This is a genomic window from Herbidospora daliensis (genome assembly GCF_001570585.1).
Lineage (GTDB): Bacteria > Actinomycetota > Actinomycetes > Streptosporangiales > Streptosporangiaceae > Herbidospora > Herbidospora daliensis.
Map to the genome: position 1 here is coordinate 502,360 of NZ_BBXF01000006.1, position 18,488 is coordinate 520,847.

18 protein-coding genes are annotated in these 18,488 nt (G+C 69.5%); 8 read left to right on the forward strand and 10 right to left on the reverse strand.

Annotated elements, in window-relative coordinates; all coding sequences use genetic code 11:
• Positions 1–43 precede the first annotated feature (43 nt).
• Positions 44–1,429: a M1 family metallopeptidase gene (locus AW274_RS30585; protein ID WP_063813743.1), complete on the forward strand. Its 1,386-nt coding sequence runs from the start codon at positions 44–46 to the stop codon at positions 1,427–1,429.
• 30 nt (positions 1,430–1,459) lie between these two features.
• Here the strand turns inward: AW274_RS30585 and AW274_RS30590 are convergent, their stop codons facing one another.
• The 3 genes from AW274_RS30590 to AW274_RS30600 all read right to left on the reverse strand — a co-directional run bounded on the left by AW274_RS30590 (position 1,460) and on the right by AW274_RS30600 (position 3,909).
• Entirely contained in the window at positions 1,460–2,842 is a 1,383-nt protein-coding gene (locus AW274_RS30590) for an Nramp family divalent metal transporter (protein ID WP_062439330.1), read from the reverse strand.
• Positions 2,843–2,886: 44 nt separating this feature from the next.
• The gene (locus AW274_RS30595) at positions 2,887–3,321 is read right to left on the reverse strand and encodes a hypothetical protein (RefSeq protein WP_062439333.1); all 435 of its coding nucleotides are present in this window, start codon (positions 3,319–3,321) and stop codon (positions 2,887–2,889) included.
• Positions 3,322–3,426: 105 nt separating this feature from the next.
• Positions 3,427–3,909 (reverse strand): Lrp/AsnC family transcriptional regulator, encoded by a 483-nt coding sequence (locus AW274_RS30600; RefSeq protein ID WP_030455690.1) that lies wholly within the window; start codon positions 3,907–3,909, stop codon positions 3,427–3,429.
• 182 nt (positions 3,910–4,091) lie between these two features.
• Here AW274_RS30600 and AW274_RS30605 point away from each other — a divergent pair, with 182 nt between their 5' ends.
• The 7 genes from AW274_RS30605 to AW274_RS30635 all read left to right on the forward strand — a co-directional run bounded on the left by AW274_RS30605 (position 4,092) and on the right by AW274_RS30635 (position 12,056).
• Entirely contained in the window at positions 4,092–5,519 is a 1,428-nt protein-coding gene (locus AW274_RS30605) for a gamma-aminobutyraldehyde dehydrogenase (protein ID WP_062439336.1), read from the forward strand.
• A 16-nt stretch (positions 5,520–5,535) separates the two neighbouring features.
• On the forward strand, positions 5,536–6,630 hold the full coding sequence (locus AW274_RS30610) for an ABC transporter ATP-binding protein (protein WP_062439339.1): 1,095 nt from the start codon (positions 5,536–5,538) through the stop codon (positions 6,628–6,630).
• Between the two features lie 60 nt (positions 6,631–6,690).
• Positions 6,691–7,890, forward strand: coding sequence for an ABC transporter substrate-binding protein (locus AW274_RS30615; RefSeq protein ID WP_062439341.1), 1,200 nt, complete (start codon positions 6,691–6,693; stop codon positions 7,888–7,890).
• 4 nt (positions 7,891–7,894) lie between these two features.
• Entirely contained in the window at positions 7,895–8,746 is an 852-nt protein-coding gene (locus AW274_RS30620) for an ABC transporter permease (protein ID WP_062439343.1), read from the forward strand.
• Positions 8,743–9,531 (forward strand): ABC transporter permease, encoded by a 789-nt coding sequence (locus tag AW274_RS30625; protein WP_062344010.1) that lies wholly within the window; start codon positions 8,743–8,745, stop codon positions 9,529–9,531. The genes AW274_RS30620 and AW274_RS30625 overlap by 4 nt, the downstream gene beginning before the upstream one ends.
• Positions 9,532–9,737: 206 nt before the next feature.
• Positions 9,738–11,135 (forward strand): NAD(P)/FAD-dependent oxidoreductase, encoded by a 1,398-nt coding sequence (locus AW274_RS30630; protein ID WP_062439552.1) that lies wholly within the window; start codon positions 9,738–9,740, stop codon positions 11,133–11,135.
• Positions 11,136–11,159: 24 nt separating this feature from the next.
• A complete protein-coding gene (locus AW274_RS30635) occupies positions 11,160–12,056 on the forward strand; it encodes an alpha/beta hydrolase (RefSeq protein WP_062439346.1) in 897 nt (298 codons plus the stop codon).
• On the opposite strand, the gene AW274_RS30640 is transcribed toward AW274_RS30635, so the two are convergent.
• From AW274_RS30640 to AW274_RS30670, 7 genes are all read right to left on the reverse strand, one after another.
• Positions 12,013–12,849 carry a phosphotriesterase family protein gene (locus AW274_RS30640; protein ID WP_062439349.1) on the reverse strand — a complete coding sequence of 279 codons (837 nt, stop codon included), beginning with the start codon at positions 12,847–12,849 and terminating at the stop codon, positions 12,013–12,015. The genes AW274_RS30635 and AW274_RS30640 overlap by 44 nt on opposite strands.
• 52 nt (positions 12,850–12,901) lie before the next feature.
• On the reverse strand, positions 12,902–13,423 hold the full coding sequence (locus AW274_RS30645) for a hypothetical protein (RefSeq protein ID WP_157520802.1): 522 nt from the start codon (positions 13,421–13,423) through the stop codon (positions 12,902–12,904).
• 270 nt (positions 13,424–13,693) lie between these two features.
• Positions 13,694–14,329, reverse strand: coding sequence for a DUF998 domain-containing protein (locus AW274_RS30650; protein ID WP_062439354.1), 636 nt, complete (start codon positions 14,327–14,329; stop codon positions 13,694–13,696).
• Positions 14,330–14,341: 12 nt separating this feature from the next.
• Positions 14,342–15,565 (reverse strand): glycosyltransferase, encoded by a 1,224-nt coding sequence (locus AW274_RS30655; protein WP_062439357.1) that lies wholly within the window; start codon positions 15,563–15,565, stop codon positions 14,342–14,344.
• Between the two features lie 11 nt (positions 15,566–15,576).
• Positions 15,577–16,392, reverse strand: coding sequence for a DMT family transporter (locus AW274_RS30660; protein WP_062439359.1), 816 nt, complete (start codon positions 16,390–16,392; stop codon positions 15,577–15,579).
• A 209-nt stretch (positions 16,393–16,601) separates the two neighbouring features.
• The gene (locus AW274_RS30665; RefSeq protein ID WP_062439362.1) at positions 16,602–17,333 is read right to left on the reverse strand and encodes an SDR family oxidoreductase; all 732 of its coding nucleotides are present in this window, start codon (positions 17,331–17,333) and stop codon (positions 16,602–16,604) included.
• 14 nt (positions 17,334–17,347) lie between these two features.
• The gene (locus AW274_RS30670; protein ID WP_062439364.1) at positions 17,348–18,484 is read right to left on the reverse strand and encodes an MFS transporter; all 1,137 of its coding nucleotides are present in this window, start codon (positions 18,482–18,484) and stop codon (positions 17,348–17,350) included.
• Positions 18,485–18,488: the final 4 nt, after the last annotated feature.

Sequence of the window (18,488 nt, forward strand, 5' to 3'; positions counted from 1 at the left end):
GTTGATTGTGTCCGTTGCCGGATTCATCTCGATAATGTGCGGCATGCTTCGCACACGAATCTCCGGCGCGGCGCTGCTCGCGGTCGCCGCGTTACTCGCCCCCTCAGCCCCGGCATGGGCCGACGCTCATTCCCCGGGCTCCTCCGGTGTGGGCGACCCCTACTTTCCGCACGCCGGCAACGGCGGCTACGACGTCCAGCACTACGACCTGAAGCTCCGCTACACCCCCAAGTCCGGCCGGCTCGACTCCACCGCGACGATCACCGCCAAGGCCACCAAGGGCCTGTCGCGCTTCAACCTCGACCTCTCCGGGCTCACCGTCCGGTCGGTCACGGTCGACGGCCGGAAGGCCACGTGGTCGCGCAAGGGTCAGGAACTGACCGTCACCCCCAAGAAGGGCATCGACGACGAGGCCGCCTTCAAGGTCGTCGTCGACTACGACGGCGTCCCCAAGCCCGTCGAGGACGACGAACTCGGCGTCACCGGTTTCATCCGCACCAAGGACGGCGCCGTCGTCGTCTCCCAGCCCGACGGCGCCCGCACCTGGTTCCCCGCCAACGACACCCCGCGCGACAAGGCGACGTTCTCGTACGAGATCAGCGCCCCCGTCGGCGTCACGGTGCTGGCCAACGGCGAGCCGCAGAACTCCGGCATCGTCCGGGTCAAGAAGGGCTACGTCGTCTCCCGCTGGCGGATGAAGCAGCCCATGGCCCCCTACCTCGCCATGATCGCCATCGGCAAGTACAAGGTCAGCGAGGGCACGGCCGCCGGGGTGCTGAACATCACCGCCTACGACCCCTCGCTGGCCAAGACGTCCAAGCACCTCCACAAGGAGACCGCCGAGGCGACGAAGTGGGGCGTGGAGCACTTCGGCCCCTACCCGTTCGGCTCGACCGGCGGCATCGCCGACAAGCTCGACGTCCACTACGCCCTGGAGACGCAGGGCCGCCCGGTCTACGACGGCGACGCCAGCGACGACCTGCTGATCGTCCACGAGATCGCGCACCAGTGGTTCGGCAACAGCGTCGGCCTGGAGTCGTGGAACGACATCTGGCTGAACGAGGGCCTGGCCAGCTACGCCGAGTGGCTCTACGAGGAGACCCACAACGGCCCGAAGGCGCAGACGACCTTCGACAAGTACTACAAGAGCACCGGCGCCTTCTGGGACGTCAAGACCGGCAGCCCCGGCAAGAAGAACATGTTCGACTTCGAGGCGATCTACCTGCGCGGCGCGATGACCGTGCACGCGCTGCGCACCGAGATCGGCGACGAGACCTTCTTCGGCCTGCTGAAGGAGTGGGCGGCCCGCAACCGGCACGAGACCGCCACCACCAAGGACTTCGTCGCCCTCGCCGAGGAGCTCAGCGGCAAGGACCTCGGCCCGCTCTTCAAGAAGTGGCTCTACACGGCGAAGAAGCCGTCCCTGTGATGGAAGGGCGGGCCGTGCCGCGGCCCGCCCTTACAGGAGCTTGCCGACCTGGTCGATCAGCACGAGCACGGAGAAGAACCCGAAGAACGCGAACGTCAGCAGGACCGCGACCATCCGGTAGCCGCGGATCCTGATCGCCTGCGGCAGCATCCTGCGGTTCAGGACCGCCAGCAGCGCCGAGTAGACGAACATCATGATCCCGCCGACGCTGGAGGAGATCACCAGCAGCGTGATCGGCTGGTCGAACCCGATCGTCAGCATCAGGATGCCGAAGACCACGATGAACCAGACGACGAGCGAGTAGATCCGGCTCTCCGTCCACCGCGCCGAGGCGGGCAGGTAGACGGTCTTCACCACGTCGGCGACCATCCGGCCGACGTAGTCGCAGATGCCCATCGCGGCGGCGAACAGCGACACCGCGCCGATGGCCCAGAAGAACGTGCCGAACCAGCTCAGCCGCTGGTTCAGCACCTCGCCCTCGGCCCGCAGGAAGGTGATGTCGTTGGTGGCGCCCGAGCCGAACACGGTCGAGTAGGCCAGCATCGACGTCAGGAAGATCGTGAAAATGGTGATCGCCACGAACGAGATGAGCTGCTCGACGTTGGCGACCCGCCACCACCCCCGCCACCGCGACAGGTTCTCCTCGGTCGGCTCGAAGGTGTAGCCGGTCGCCGGCGCGGCCTGGTCCTCTCCGGTGAGCGGCGAGACCAGCCGGGGGATCCGGGCCCCCATGCCCATGTTCTTGTCCCTGATCCAGTTGCTCTGGACGAGGTTCTGGCCGCCGCCCGCCCCCGCGAAGGCCAGCGCGCCGAGCACCAGCGCCGTGCCGAGCTGGCTGGGCACGGTCCCGATGCCGGTGACCGCGTCGGCCAGCCCCCGGTACGCCTCTCCCGTGATCGCCACGAACAGCGCGACGACCAGGAAGACCAGCACCGCCGCGACCTTGACGAACTGGGTGGCCTCCAGGGTCCGGTAGACCACGGGGGAGAGGGTCAGTGCGATCCCGATGACGACGAGCTCGATGACCGCGATGACGGTCACGTCCCCCCGCCCGATCGCGTAGGTGAACACGGTGGCCGACGAGGTCGCCCACCCCGGCCAGATGTTGGCCAGCAGGGCCATCAGGGCGAACACGACGCCCCAGTGGCGCCCCAGCCGCGAGAACCCGGTGAGCGCGGTCTCGCCGGTGGCCAGGGTGTAGCGCTCGATCTCCATGTTCAGGAAGAACTGCGCCACCACCCCGACGACCGCCGCCCACAGGAACACCAGGCCGACGTTGGCGGAGATGTAGGGCCAGATGACGAACTCACCCGAGGCGAGCCCGACCCCGGCCGCGATCACCCCCGGCCCGAGGACGCGGCGTAGCGGCTGGGGCTCGGGTAACTGGGCGACCTTGAACGCGGGCATGCTCATGGCCGCCGCCGCTACCCGAACCAGCGCACTTCAGGCGTGGCCGGTTACCACCAGGTCGTGAGGTAGCTGACGCCGCCGGTGCGGTAGCCCGCTCGCATCACGACCGCGGAGCTGGAGCTGGTCCGGAACCCCTGGCCGTAGTTGCGGCCGCTGCTGCTCAGCGTGCGCAGGTCGCACTGGGCCCAGCCGTTGCCCGAGGTGGTGGAGTAGTCGAGCCAGATGTTCTCGCCGTTGAGCGAGTTGGGCACGACCCGGGCCCAGGCGTACTGCACGCCGTTGACGTAGCCGCTGCGGAGTTCCAGCGTCCGGCCGCCGGGGAGCGCCTTGGTCCGCTGCGTCACCCCGCCGGTCGCCGACGAGGGGTTGACCGAGGCGGGGCAGGCGAGGGCGGAGGCCGGCGTGGCCGTCACCACGGTCACCGTGAGGCCGGTCACCGCGAGGGCGGCGGCACTGAGCGCGGAGAGCATCTTCGACTTCATCGTTCCGTCTCCTCTGTTCGCTGGCTGGGCGGTTTCGCCCACACCGGAATGCTCGAACAGAGCCGCCGCGCCGGGAATCTTGAAGGTTAGAGGTTGACGGTCACGTCAGTGTGTGCCCCACGAGTACGTTTGTTTGTGGAGCTTCAGGTAGACAAAGGTCTCGGTGGCCCTGACCGCCGGGATCGCCCGGATTTTGCCAAGAATTTCCAGGAGGTGTTGATCGCCCTCACACACGACCTCGACCATGATGTCGAGCGAGCCGGCCGTCAGGACGACGTAGTCGACCTCCTCGATCGAGCCGAGCTCGTCGGCGACGGCCTCCAGGTCGCCTTCGCACTTGATGCCGATCATGGCCTGCCGGGGGAACCCGAGAGTGAGAGGGTCGGTGACCGCCACGATCTGCATGACACCGGCGTCGAGCAGGCGCTGGACGCGCTGGCGGACGGCCGCCTCGGAGAGCCCGACGGCCTTCCCGATGGCGGCGTACGGCTTGCGGCCGTCGGCCTGGAGTTGCTCGACGATCTGCTTGGAGATCTCGTCGAGCACCACGGGGCCGTTCCTGGTGGTCCGAACTCTCGGCGTGGTCATCCCCGCATAAGCCCTTCATGTTTCCGACAGGTTGCCGCGTAGGTGCGACATGTTGTCAGTTCAGCGTCCCTTGTCAAGCGATTCCGTAGCAATTTGATATCTTTCGCTACGAAATCCCTTGTCGTTGTCTGATATGTCTGTCAGAGTCGCGACAACTTTGAACACCTTCACAGGAGGTCGAAGTGACCACCCGCCTGCAGAACTACATCAACGGGAAGTTCGTCGACGCCAGGAGCGGACGCTTCTCCGACGTGGTCGATCCGAGCACCGGCGAGGTCTACGCGCAGGCCCCCCTGTCAGGGCAGGAGGACGTCGACGCGGCCTACGAGGCCGCCGCGGCGGCCTTCGAGACCTGGGGACAGACGACTCCGGGTGAGCGCGCGAACCTGCTGTTGAAGATAGCCGACGCGATCGAGGCGCGCGCGGACGAGATCAACCAGGCCGAGTGCCGCAACACCGGCAAGCCCTACGCCCGCATGAGCGAGGACGAGACCCCGGTCGCCGCCGACCACTTCCGCTTCTTCGCGGGCGCGGCGCGCACCCTGGAGGGCCCGACGGCCGGCGAGTTCCTCGCCGACCACACCTCGGTCATCCGGCACGAGCCGGTCGGCGTCATCGGCCAGGTCACGCCGTGGAACTACCCGATGATGATGGCCGTGTGGAAGATCGCCCCGGCGCTGGCCGCGGGCAACACGATCGTGCTCAAGCCGTCGGACACCACCCCGGTCTCCACCGTGAAGCTGGCCGAGATCATCGGCGACGTGCTCCCGGCCGGCGTGTTCAACGTCGTCACCGGCGACCGCGAGACCGGCTCGCTGGTCATCGCCCACCCGACCGCCTCGATGGTCGCGATCACCGGCTCGGTCGGCGCGGGCATGGCCGTCGCCAAGAGCGCCGCCGACGACCTCAAGCGCGTCCACCTGGAGCTGGGCGGCAAGGCCCCGGTCGTGGTCTTCGAGGACATCAAGGACGTCAAGGCGGCCGCCGAGGCCATCGCCGGCGCGGGCCTCTACAACGCCGGGCAGGACTGCACCGCGGCCTGCCGGGTGCTCGTCCACGAGTCGATCCACGCCGAGTTCGCCCGCGCCCTGAAGGAGGCCGCCGAAGCGACGGTCACCGGCACCGGCGACGACGCCTTCTACGGCCCGCTCAACAACCCGAACCAGCTGGCCCGGGTGCAGGGCTTCTTCGAGCGCCTCCCCGAGCACGCCACCGTGCTCACCGGCGGCGAGCGGGTCGGCGACGCGGGCTACTTCTTCGCCCCGACCGTGGTCGACGGGCTGAAGCAGGACGACGAGATGATCCAGACCGAGGTCTTCGGCCCGGTCATCACCGTGCAGACCTTCACCGACGAGGCCGACGCGCTGGCCAAGGCCAACGGCGTGCAGTACGGCCTGTCGAGCTCGGTCTGGACCTCCGACCACGGCCGTGCGATGCGCATGTCGAAGCGGCTCGACTTCGGGGTCGTGTGGGTCAACACCCACATCCCGTTCGTGTCGGAGATGCCCCACGGCGGCTTCAAGCACTCCGGGTACGGCAAGGACCTGTCGGTCTTCGGCCTGCACGACTACACCCGCGTGAAGCACGTCATGCACTACATCGGCGAATGAGTTAGCGAGAGGTGATATGCCCGAGGATGTCCCCGCCATCGAGCTTGACGGCGTCGTCAAGGAATACCTCGCGCACGGCGAGACGGTTCAGGCGGTAAAGGGTGTCAGCCTGACGATCGGGGAGGGCGAGTTCTTCTCCCTCCTCGGCCCGTCGGGCTGCGGCAAGACGACGACGATGCGCATGATCGCGGGGTTCGAGGAGCCCACGAAGGGCCTCGTCAAACTCCTCGGGCAGGACGTCACCAACGTCCCGCCGAACAAGCGCGACATCAACATGGTCTTCCAGTCGTACGCGCTGTTCCCGCACATGAACGTGTGGGAGAACGTCGCGTTCGGGCTGCGCCGCAAGAAGGTGGCCGAGGCCGAGATCAAGCAGCGGGTGGGCGACATCCTGGAGATCGTCGACCTCACGGGCCGCGAGAAGCGGCGCCCGCGCGAGATGTCCGGCGGCCAGCAGCAGCGTGTGGCGCTGGCCCGCGCGCTGGTCAACCGGCCCCGGGCGCTGCTGCTCGACGAGCCGCTGGGCGCGCTCGACCTGAAGCTGCGCCAGCAGATGCAGACCGAGCTCAAGCGCATCCAGCGCGAGGTGGGCATCACCTTCGTGTACGTGACCCACGACCAGTCCGAGGCGCTCACCATGAGCGACCGGATCGCCGTCATGAACGACGGCCTGGTGGAGCAGCTGGCCGACCCCAGGGAGATCTACGAGCGGCCGGCGTCGAAGTTCGTGGCCGGCTTCATCGGGACCTCGAACCTGCTCTCGGGCACCGTGGACGCCGTCGACGGCGACCTGCTGGTGGTCCGCCTGGGCGAGTCCGACCGGATCCTGGTGCCGGGGCAGGCGGCGGCGGGGGACACCGTCGACCTGACCGTGCGGCCCGAGAAGATCACGATCTCGACCGAGCAGCCCGAGGCCGGGCTGAGCATGGTCAAGGGGACCGTGGGGGAGCTCACCTACCTGGGCACCTACAACAGCTACGCGGTGGCGCTGGCCGACGGCACGGAGATCACGGTCTTCCAGCAGAACGCCATCGACAGCTCGGTGACGGCGGAACGTGGTGACACGGTGTGGCTCTCGTGGCGCCCGCAGCACTCGTACACGCTGTCGTAAGCGGGGGAATTTTGCGGATAACTTCAGGATCGTCCAGATAGAAACCCCCTCGGAGCTTTGATGAACAATCCCCTCCTGCGTGGTCTGACGCAGTCCCGATACTCCCGCCGCGACGCCCTCCGCGTCGCCGGATTCTCGGCCGCCGGTCTCGCCCTGGCCGCCTGCGGCGTGCAGGGCCAGAAGGCGGCGGCGCCCTCTCCCAGCGCCGTCGCCGACTTCTGGTCGACGCAGAAGAAGAACGGCCGGGTCGTCTTCGCCAACTGGCCCGAGTACATGCCCGAAGACCAGGAGCCGCTCAAGCAGTTCCAGCAGGCGACCGGGATCTCCTACGAGTACAAGGAAGTCATCCAGGAGAACGCCGAGTTCTTCGGCAAGTCGGAGCCGCAGCTGCGGGCCGGGCAGCCGCTCGGCTACGACATCATCGTGATGACCAACGGTCTCCAGCTCGGCAAGATGATCCAGCTGGGCTACCTGACCGCGCTCGACCACAAGCAGCTGCCCAACTTCGCGGCCAACGCCGGGGCGTCGTACAAGAACCCGGCCTACGACGCGAACAACACGTACACGATCCCCTACCAGGCGGGCGTGACGGGCATCGCGTACAACACCAAGTACGTCGACGAGGACATCACCAGCATCCAGTCGCTGTTCGACAAGAAGTACGAGGGCAAGGTCGGCATGATGGCCGACGCCCAGGAGGTCGGCAACTTCGGCATGTTCGCCGTCGGCGTCGACCCCGACAAGTCGACCCATGCCGACTGGGAGAAGGCCGCCGCCAAGCTCAAGGAGCAGCGCGACCAGGGCATCGTGCGCAAGTACTACGCCCAGGACTACATCGACGCCGTCGCCAAGGGCGACGTGTGGCTGAGCCAGGCGTGGTCGGGCGACGTGTTCCAGCGGCAGCTGGCCGGGGAGCCGGTCAAGTTCGTGGTGCCCCAGGAGGGCGGCACGATCTGGATCGACAACATGGCCATCCCGAAGGGCGCCGCCAACCCGGTCGACGCGCTGATGCTGATGGACTTCCTGTACAAGCCGGAGATCGCCGCCGAGCTCACCGCCTACATCCAGTACGTCACCCCGGTGAACGGCGTGCAGCAGATCCTGGCCGGCAAGAGCGACGACGACTCCAAGGCCCTGGCCGAGAGCGCGCTGATCTTCCCGACCGAGGCCGACTACGCCAAGCTGCGGCCCTACCGAACCCTCACCAACGCCGAGGAGCCGGTCTACAACGGCCTCTTCCAGACCATCACCCAGGGCTGATCGAATGAGACGCTGGACGCCTTACTGGCTGGCCCTGCCCGCGTGGTTGTGGCTCGCCATCTTCCTGGTGGTGCCCATCGCCGCCATGGCCTCGGTGTCGCTGACCACGGGCAACCTCATCGACGGGTTCACCCAGACGTTCAGCGTCTCCAACTACACCGACGCGATCGCCAAGTACAGCACGCAGCTCGTGCGCTCCCTGGTGTACGGCGGCGTCGCGACCGTGATCATGCTGGTGCTCGGCTATCCGGTGGCGTACTGGATCGCCTTCAAGGCCGGGCACCGCAAGTCCATGTTCCTGTTCCTCCTGCTGCTGCCCTTCTTCGTGTCGTTCGTGCTGCGGACGATCTCGTGGGGCTTCCTGCTGGCCGACGACGGCATCCTGTTCGGCACGCTGAAGGGCTGGGGGGTGCTGCCGCAGGACTTCCACGTGCTGGCCACGACGGTGGCGGTCATCGGCGGCCTGGTCTACAACTTCCTGCCTTTCATGATCCTGCCGATCTACGTGGCGCTGGAGCGCGTCGACCCCCGCGTCATCGAGGCCAGCTACGACCTGTACGCCTCGCGCTTGTCGACCTTCCGCCGGGTCGTGCTGCCGCTGTCGCTGCCGGGGGTGTTCGCCGGCGTGCTGATGACGTTCGTGCCGGCCACGGCCGACCCGATCAACGCCCAGGTGCTGGGCGGCACGAGCAACACGATGATCGGCAACATCGTGCAGACCGAATACCTGGTCAACAACGACTACCCGACCGCGTCGGCGATCTCGTTCACCCTGATGGCCGTGCTGCTCATCGGCATCTTCATCTACGCGCGTGCCCTCGGCACCGAGAACGTCCTGGAGGCGGCGGCCCGATGAGGGGGAAGCTGGGCGACCGGGCCCTATACGTCTACACCTGGCTGATCATCCTCTGGCTGGCCTCGCCCATCGCCGTGATGATCCTGTTCGGCTTCAACGACAAGCAGTCGAAGTCGAACACCTCGTGGCAGGGCTTCACGTTCAAGTGGTACCAGCAGCTGTTCGCCATCGACGGCCTCACCGACGCGCTGGTCAACTCGCTGATCATCGCGGTGGTCAGCACGATCCTGGCGACCGTCCTCGGCACCCTGCTCGGCCTGGCCGTCGGCCGCTACCGCTTCCGCGGCAAGGGCGTCACCGACTTCCTCATCTTCGCCGCGATCAGCACGCCCGAGCTCGTCATGGGCGCCTCGTTGTTGTCGCTGTTCGTGTCGGCCAACGCGCCGCGCGGCCACATCACGATCATCATCGCGCACACGCTCTTCTCGCTCGCGTTCGTCGTCGTGACGGTCCGGGCGAGGGTGGTCGGCCTCGACCCCTCGCTGGAGGAGGCCGCCCGCGACCTCGGGGCCGGGACGTTCACCACGTTCCGCCTGGTCACCCTTCCGTCGATCATGCCGGGCGTGGCGGCGGGCGCGATGCTCGCCTTCGCCCTGTCGATCGACGACTACGTCGTGACGAGCTTCGTCAACGGCTCGGAACAGACGTTCCCCCTGTGGATCGTGGGCGCCGTGAAGGTGGGCATCCCGCCGCAGGTGAACGTCATGGGAACCCTTATCTTTGGTATCGGCGTCCTGCTCGCCGTCGCCAATGCCATATCCGCCCGCAGGAAGACGACCCACTAAGGGACGTGAAATGTGTGAGCCTCTCGCACACTCGCACCGCCAGTAGTCCATTCGGCGTATCCGCCGCGCCCACCTGATCTGACGCCGCCAAGCCCCGTTGAGCCGAGCTCCGGGGCCATGCCTGTATTCCCCGAAGCCCGGTGTGACGTCCCGTCACGCCGCGCTTTCCCGTACCCCCACAGGTGACGACCCTTTTCGAGGCGAAGATGGACCCCCGACAGGCGCTGGCCGACGCCGAGCGCAAACCCTATTGGCTGCACGAAGACCCCCTGGAGCCGGAGACGCTGCCGCGTCTGTTCGGCCACACCACCGCCGACCTGGCCATCGTCGGAGGCGGTTTCTCCGGCTTGTGGACGGCCCTGCTGGCCAAGGAGCGCGACCCCCGCCGCGACGTGGTCCTGCTGGAGGGCCAGACCGTCGGCTGGGCCGCCACCGGCCGCAACGGCGGCTTCTGCCACGCGAGCCTGACCCACGGGCTGGGCAACGGCCTGGAGCGGTGGCCGTACGAGATCGCCGACCTGCACCGCATGGGCATCGAGAACTTCAACGAGATCGAAGAGACGATCAAGCGCTACGGCATCGACTGCTCCTTCGAGCGCACCGGCGAGATGAACGTCGCCACGGAGCAGTGGCAGATCGACGAGATGCGCGAGATCCACACGATCGGCCGCGAGCTCGGCATGGACATCCAGTACCTCGACCAGGACGAGGTGCGGGCCGAGGTCAACTCCCCGACCTACATCGCGGGCGTCTGGGAACGCGGCGAGTGCGCCATGATCGACCCGGCCCGGCTGGCGTGGGGCCTGCGCCAGGCGTGCCTGAAGCTCGGGGTCCGCATGTACGAGCACTCGCCGGTCCGCGAGATCTCCTCGCTGGGCCCCTCGCTCCAGCTCAAGTCGATGTACGGCACCGTGCGCGCCCGCCGGGTGGCCCTGGGCACCGGCGTCTTCTCGCCCCTGCTGCGGCGGCTCAAGTACTACGTCGTCCCCGTCTACGACTACGCCCTGATGACCGAGCCCCTCACCGAAGCGCAGCTCGACTCGATCGGCTGGAAGAACCGGCAGGGCATGGGCGACTCGGCCAACCAGTTCCACTACTACCGGCTGACCGACGACAACAGCATCCTGTGGGGCGGCTACGACGCCGTCTACTACAACGGCGGCCGGGTGCGCCCGACCTACGACCAGCGCGACACCACCTTCCACACCCTGGCCGAGCACTTCTACGAGACCTTCCCCCAGTTGGAGGACGTGCGGTTCTCCCACAAGTGGGGCGGCGTCATCGACACGTGCAGCCGCTTCTCGGCGTTCTTCGGCACCGGCTACGGCACCCGCCTCGCCTACGCCGTCGGCTACACCGGTCTCGGCGTGGCGGCCACCCGCTTCGGCGCCAACGTCATGCTCGACCTGCTCGACGGCCGCGACACCGAGCGCACCCGGCTGCACATGGTGCGCCAGAAGCCGGTGCCGTTCCCGCCCGAGCCCGTCAGGTCGGGGGTGATCCAGCTGACCCGGTGGTCGCTGGCGCGGGCCGACGCGAACGGCGGGCGCCGCAACATGTGGTTGCGCACCCTCGACCGGCTCGGGCTGGGATTCGACTCATGAGATCTTTACGTCAACACTGAGGGAATGAGAGTCGAGTTCACCGCAGGCACCCTCCGGCTCGCCGGCGAGCTGAGGGTGCCCACGGGCCCGGGGCCCCACCCGGCGCTCGTCTTCACCGGCCCCTTCACGGGCGTGAAAGAACAGGTCACCGGCCTGTACGCCGCCCGCCTCACCGATCTCGGCTACGTCACGCTGGCCTTCGACCACCGCAACTGGGGTGAGTCCGACGGCCAGCCCCGGCGGCACGAAGACCCGCAGGGCAAGCTCGAAGACCTGCGGGCCGCCGTGAGCTACGTGCGCTCCCGCCCCGAGGTGCGGTCGGATGCGATCGGCGCGGTCGGCATCTGCCTCGGCGGCGGCTACGCGCTGAAGTTCGCCGCCTTCGATCACCGGGTCAGGGTGTTCGTCGGCATCGCGGGCGGCTACAACAGCCCCTACACGATGCGGACCGGCGACTGGTGGCCCGGCGCGCTGAAGTCGTTCACCGAGGCGCTGGAGCGGCAGGACCTGGGGGCGCGGCCCGAATACGTACCGGCGGTCGGCGGCCCCGACGCCGCGATGGCCGGCGACGAGCCGTTCGAGTACTACGGCACCGCCCGAGGCGAGACCCCCGGCTGGGTCAACGAGGTGACGAGGGCCTCGTTGCGCGAGCTGATCACGATGGACAACATGATGGGCGCCGACTTCCTGTCGCCGAAGCCGGGGCTGCTGGTCCACGGCGTGGTCGACGCCTTCTGCGCGCCCGAGGGCGCCCACGAGGCGCACGCCCGGTTGTCAGAACCGCGCAAGCTGGTCTGGCTCGACGCCAAGCAGCACGTCGACCTCTACGACACCGAGCCCTACGTCACCCAGGCGGTCGCGGCCGTGGGCGAGTTCCTCAGCGTCCACCTGCCAGCCACCGCACGGGGTTCACACGGGTGACCAGGTCGGGCACGCCCTCGACGTCGAACAGCTTCGCGTAGCCCTCGCCGCCGTAGGGGCACAGCTCGTCGCGGCGGGAGACCCCCGAGGTGAACAGCACCCGCTCGCCGTGCCCGGCGTCGAGCAGCGTGAACACGTCGTCGGGGCAGGTGACGGTGACGTAGGCGCCGGTCTCGCAGATCTTGCGCTGGGCCAGCGGGTCGGCGGTCCTGACGTTGACCCGCTGCGGCGGCACCCGGTGGTGCAGCAGTGTCTCCAGCAGCGCCAGCCCCGACGCCGCGATCGGCAGGTCGGTGCGCAGCGACGCGCGGGCGGCGGCGACCGTCGCCCGCTCCTCGGCGGGGGTGGGGGTCTCGTCGTGGGCCGTGGCGACGATGAGGCCGGGCCGCGCGGAGGTGCCGTCGAGCCCGACGCCGATCTCCCGCAGCAGGTCGCCGGTGAGGTCGTCGACGCCCGACTTCCTGATCAGCTCCCCGGCGAACGGCTCGGGCCCGAAGCCGGTGGCGGCGACGATGGCGACCCGGCTGCCCGCGGCCATCCGGGTGAGCGCGGTCGTGTCGCGCCCCATGCCGAGGCCGGTGTGGTCGACGATCAGGGACAGGCCGAACTCGCGGTTGAGGCGGGTCAGCTCGGCGGTGACGTGGCCCTCTTCGTCGAGCCACCGTTCGGGATCCGACTCGACCCCGACGCCCCAGCGGGTGTCGGCCCGCAGGGTCTCCCAGGGGAGCACCGGGCCTTCGACGGAACTGACCGGGACGGTCCCGGCGACGGTCTGGATACGAGCCTCGAACATGACCGGACATTAGCCGATTTTGAGGCGTGATCAGGCCATTCTTGGGATTCCTTTACCCCGGAGTGTTAGCGTTTGTCGGCTCCGGGGAGGCGCAGGCCAGTTTGGCCGGGTCCTTCACGACGGTGATCTCGGCCAGGATCCGCCCCTGCGGAGGGATCGCGGGCGGCCGGCTGCCGCCGGGCACCCAGTAGACCCGGATGTCGTACTCGCGGTCGGCGTCGCGGGGGTCGTCGGCCCCGATGCGGACCGGCGCCCGCCAGGTGCCGTCGTCGCCGGGGGTCAGTTCGTGGACGACGCCTCCGGCGACCAGCCACAACGACCCGGTGCCGGGCGGGATGGCGGTGCCGGTGACGGTCGTGCAGGTCGGGCTGAAGCCGCCGTCGACGGGCCGGGTGATGTGCACCATGCCGTAGTTGACCGCGAGCGGCGCCCGCGTCACGGCGGCGACCGGGGGAGCGAATCCGGTCTGCCGCACCAGGGAGATGACGAGACCCGTGACCGTCAGCGCCAATCCCGCGACGGCGAACGGCAGGAGTTCGGATTTGCCGCGAAGGCCGATAATCAAAAGGGCCAAAGCGGCGAATCCGGCGAAAATGCTGACCGGCCCCAGGTATTTTCCGGATAAGTCCGGATCTACGAACGCCCAGGTCGCGGCGGCTGCGATCCCGCAGGCCGCGGCTGCGATCCGGCCGGCGATCGGCGCGTTTCCCATGAACGGGAGTATTCATCGCCACGCTGCCGGATTTGCGGTTTCGGCCGAGTTCGCGCGACCTGCCTGGTGAATTGCCGGAGTTATTGGTTTTTGTGACACCGCCCCTTGTGCTGAAAAGGGGCGGTGAAAGGGTCAGCCGTTCAGCGCGGGTGCCGGCCGCGCCGCCGGGGCGGCGGCCCGCAGGGCGACCTTGCCCGCGTTCGCCAGCGCGATCACGAGCAGGATCTCCAGCACGACCACGACCCGCTCCAGCAGGCCGAAGTACGCCTCCCCGCCGATCAGCGCCGACACCGGCGACGTCGGGTGGCTCAGCAGGTAGAAGGCCAGGAAGACGCCGCTCGCGCGGGCCAGCACGCCGACCGCCCCGAGCGGCCCCCGCCGCGTCAGGATCCAGCCGGCCACCGGCAGCGCGGTGAAGACCACGGCCGTCGACCAGCGGTGGATCTCGCCGCCCAGGGTGGTCACGTCGGCCGACAGGTCGGTCGGGAAGATGGTGCCCAGGACCAGCCCGGCCGCCGCCACGATCAGCAGCACCCGGGTCGCCGCGGTCCGCGACGGGTTGGGCTCGGTCAGGCTCCACGCGGTGGCCACGCAGCCGGCCGCCAGGGCCATCATGCCGAGGGCGAAGATCGTCTCGGTCGCGGTGTTCGTCACGGCGTAGTCGCTCAGCAGGCCGGTCATCGGATTGATCAGGTCGGCGAAGAAGAGGTGCAGGCCGAGCATCAGGAGCAGGGCCGTCGCCGGGCCCGCCGTGGCCATCAGGATCATCAGTCCCCCGGTTCAGTGAACAGCGGATATGGGTGCGCGGTGCACGAGTTCCCCGTAGATCGACTCGAAACGGGCCAGCGACTGCTCGTGCGTGTGGGTCGCGGCCAGGGAGAGGCTCGCCTTCGACATCGCGGCGCGTTCGTCGGGCCGGGTGAGGATCGCCTTGAGGTGCCGGGCCAGTTCGGAGACGTCGCCCGGCGTGTAGAGGTGGCCGTTGCCCTCGACCAGGTGCGGCAGCGCCATCGCGTTCGCGGCCACCACCGGCAGGCCGCTCGCCATCGCCTCCAGGGTGGCGATGCTCTGCAGTTCGGCCGTGCCGGGCATGCAGAACACGTCGGCGACGGCGTACGCCTGGGGCAGGTCGGCGTCCTCGACGAAGCCGAGGAAGCGCACGTTGTCGCCGGCGCCGACCCGGTGGGCCAGCTTCTCCAGCGCCTCGCGGCGGTTGCCCTGGCCGACGAAGACGGCCTGGCAGTCGAGGTCGTTGAGCAGCTTCGGCAGCGCCAGCACGATCTCTTCGAGGTGCTTCTCCTCGTCGAGGCGGCCGACGAACAGGATCGTCGGACGCTCTGGCACGCCGAACCGGCGGCGGGCCCAGGTCTGCGGCTGCGGGCGGAACCGCGACAGGTCGATGCCGCACGACACCGGCTCGACCTTGGCGCGCAGGCCCTTGGCCGACAGCAGGTCGGCGGCCAGCGGGGTCGGGGTGGTGACGTGGTCGGCCCGCTCGAAGATCCGGTTCAGGTCCTTCCAGGCCAGGTCGCCGACGCGGCGGCGCAGCCGGGCGGGCACCCCGGTGAACTGGAAGAGGTTGTCGGGCATGAAGTGGTTGGTCGCCACGACCGGCAGCCCGGCCCGCTTGGCGGCGGCCACGGCCGACCGGCCGACCACGAAGTGGCCCTGGGTGTGCACGACGTCGGGCGCGATCCGCCGCACCAGCCGGTCCATCGTGCGGCCGAGCCCGGCCGGGACGGTGAACCGCATCGTCGGGTGGACCAGCAGGCGGGCCGACCGGAGCCGGTGCACGAGCACGCCCTCGATCACGTCGGTGACCGGGGGGCCGTCGTCGGAGCTGCACACGACGTGGACCTCCGTCCCCCGGGCCGCCAGGCCCGAGGCCAGGCGGTGGGTGAAGTAGGCGGCGCCGTTGACGTCCGGCGGGTAGGTGTCGGTCGCGATCAGCACCCGGCGGGGGCGCGAATGCGCGACGGACGCCTCGGCGAGGGTGAGGCTCATGGGGGCTCCGTTCACCTTGACAGGGGGGTCGTTCGGGCGAGGGCGACCGTGCCGGCCGCCGCGAGGGCCGCGGCCGCCGTCGCCGCGAGGCCGTTGGCGGGCAGGGGTTCTCCGAGCAGGAGCGCGCCGAAGGACACCGCGGTGACCGGGTCGGCGACCTGCAGCGCCGCGAAGGCCACGCCGAAGTGCCCGATGGCGTACGCCTTCTGGAGCAGCATCAGCGCGCCGACCAGGGGGATCGGGAGGGCCAGCAGGAACCACAACTGGCCGGGCCAGCCGTCGGCGATGACGCGCATCAGGGTCGACGCGGCGCCGTACATGATCCCGGCGGAGACGGCCAGCAGGGCGGTGCGCCCCGGCGGGCCGATGCGGGTGGCGGCGGCCAGGCAGACGAGGGCGCCGCCGCCGGCCAGGCCCAGCATCAGGGTGACCTCGGCGGCGGTCATGCTTGGCGGCCCGGTCGGCACCGGGACCATCAGGACCAGCGCGATCAGGCCGATCGCGACCATCGCCCCGGCCGCCAGCTCGTGCCTGGACGTGCGGCGTCCGTGCAGGGCGGCGGCGATGGGCAGTGCGAACAGCAGGCTGGCCACACCCATGGGCTGCACGATCGTCAGCGGGCCGATGCTCAGGGCGTAGATGTGCAGCAGTCCGCCCGCGGCGATCACCGCCCCGCCGAGCAGCCAGCGCGGCCGGCGCAGCAGCACCCGCAGGCGGGGCTCGTTGCCGGTGGCCGCGACGTGCTGCTGGAGGGCCGCGCCGAGAGCGAAGAAGAGCGAACCGACGAGGGCTACGCCTGCGGACGGCGCCGCCGCGAGCATGGTCATGGTGCGGTCTCCTTTCCCCTGGATGAAGCCATGGCACAGTGGCCGCAACGCCGCGAATTGGCGTCCGGTTCGGGAACTCGTGGGAGATTTCCGCTGTCGTGCCTGACTGCTAACCGCAGCCTGGTTCAAACGGGTGGGAGATCCATCCGGGATCGCCCCTGAGATGACGACCGGTCATCCCTGGGGCGACCCCGGGCGGAGACCGGGGGTCAGCTCATGGTCTTGCCGCCGTTGACGGCGATACGCTGCCCGGTCACGAACCGGGAGGCGTCGGAGGCGAAGAAGGCCACCGTGTCCGCGACGTCGGCGGGGGTGCCCATGTGGGGGAGGGCGAGGGTCTTCCGGTACGCCTCGTGGTCGTCGGCCGGGACGGAGGCGTGGCGCTCGACCGGGATCCAGCCGGGTTCGACGGTGTTGACCGTGATCCCGTGGGGGCCGAGGGCGCGGGCCCACGACCGGGTCAGGCCGTGCATGGCCATCTTGGCCGAGACGTACTGGCTGAACTCGGGGTTGCCCAGGTCGGCGACCTCGGAGCCGATGTTGACGATCCGGCCGGTCCCGGCGGCCTTCATGGCGGGCAGCACCGCCTGGAGGATCAGCAGCGGCGCCTTGACGAAGAACTTCAGCTGGTCGAGGTGGTCGTCCCAGGTCAGGTCCTCGACGGGGATCTCCGGCTGGGGGCCGGTGGCGTTGTTGACCACGACCGCGACGGGCCCGGCGGCGGCCAGCGCGGCGGCCACCTGCTCCTCCGAGGTGACGTCGAACCGGGAGGTCTCGATCGAGTGGCCCCGGGCGCGCACGCGGTCGGCGACCGCCGTGGCCCCGGCCGTGTCGTGGGCGTAGTTGAGCACGACGTGCCACCCGTCGGCGGCGAGCCGTTCGGCGATGACGGCGCCGAGCCCGCGGCTGGCGCCGGTGACGAGAGCGGTTCCGAGAGACAAGAGGGTTCCTTCTTTCACGCCGGGACGGGGACAGGTGCCGATACTCGTGGACGCAGCACCGAGGCCGCCAGGGCGATGGCCGCCACGGCCGCGGTGACCAGGAGGAACGAGACGCGCGGGGAGAACGCGTCGGCGACCACGCCGAAGAGGGTGGGCCCGCCGAGCCCGGCGAACAGGGTCATCATGGCGATCCCCGACACGCCCTCGCCCGGCGTGGGCGCGGCGTCGGCGGCGGCGCTGAACGACTGCGGCACGACGGTGGCCAGCCCGAGCCCGATCAGCGCGAACCCGAGGGCGGCCACCCAGGTCGCTGGCGCGAACACCGCCAGCAGGCCGCCGGCCAGCGCGGTCAGCGCCCCGGCCCGGACGGTCCGGACGATGCCGAGCCGGACGATCACCGCGACCGAGCCCAGCCGCGAGAACGCCGAGGTGCAGGCGAAGGCGACGTAGGCCAGCGCCGCCGCGACGGCGTCGGCCCCGGTCACGTCGCGGACGTAGATGCCCGACCAGTTGACCACGGAGCTCTCGGCGAAGGAGGAGCAGAAGGCCACCAGCCCGATCGCGACCACCGACCGGGACGGCAGGCCGAGCCGTCGTTCGGGGGCGGGGGAGGAGGGGCGTACCGGCAGGGACCGGGCGGCCGACCAGGCGCCGCCCGCCGCCACGACGGCGACGGCGCCCAGGTGCAGCGGCGCGGCGACGGAGAAGGAGGCGGCCAGGGCGCCGGCACCGGCGCCGAGCAGCATGCCGACCGACCACATGCCGTGCAGGCGGGTCATGATCGGCTGCCCGGCGGCCTTCTCGATGCCGGACGCCTCGGCGTTGACGGCGACGTTGGAGGTCCCGGCGGCCGCGCCGTAGAGGACCAGGGCCAGGCAGAGAACGGGGACACTGGGGGACAGCGCGGGGAGCCCGAGGGTCAGGCAGTAGATCGGGACGAGGATCACGGTGGCGTCCCGCGCCCCGAATCGGGCCAACAGGGGCCCGGCGGCGAGCAGGCCGGCGACCGAGCCGCCCGCCGTGGCCAGCAGGACGAGACCGAGGGTGGTGGCCGACAGACCCAGGTGCTCCTGGATCCAGGGGATGCGCGTGGACCAGCTTCCCGCCACCATTCCGTGGCACAGGAAGACCAGTGAGATCGCGCGACGCATTTTC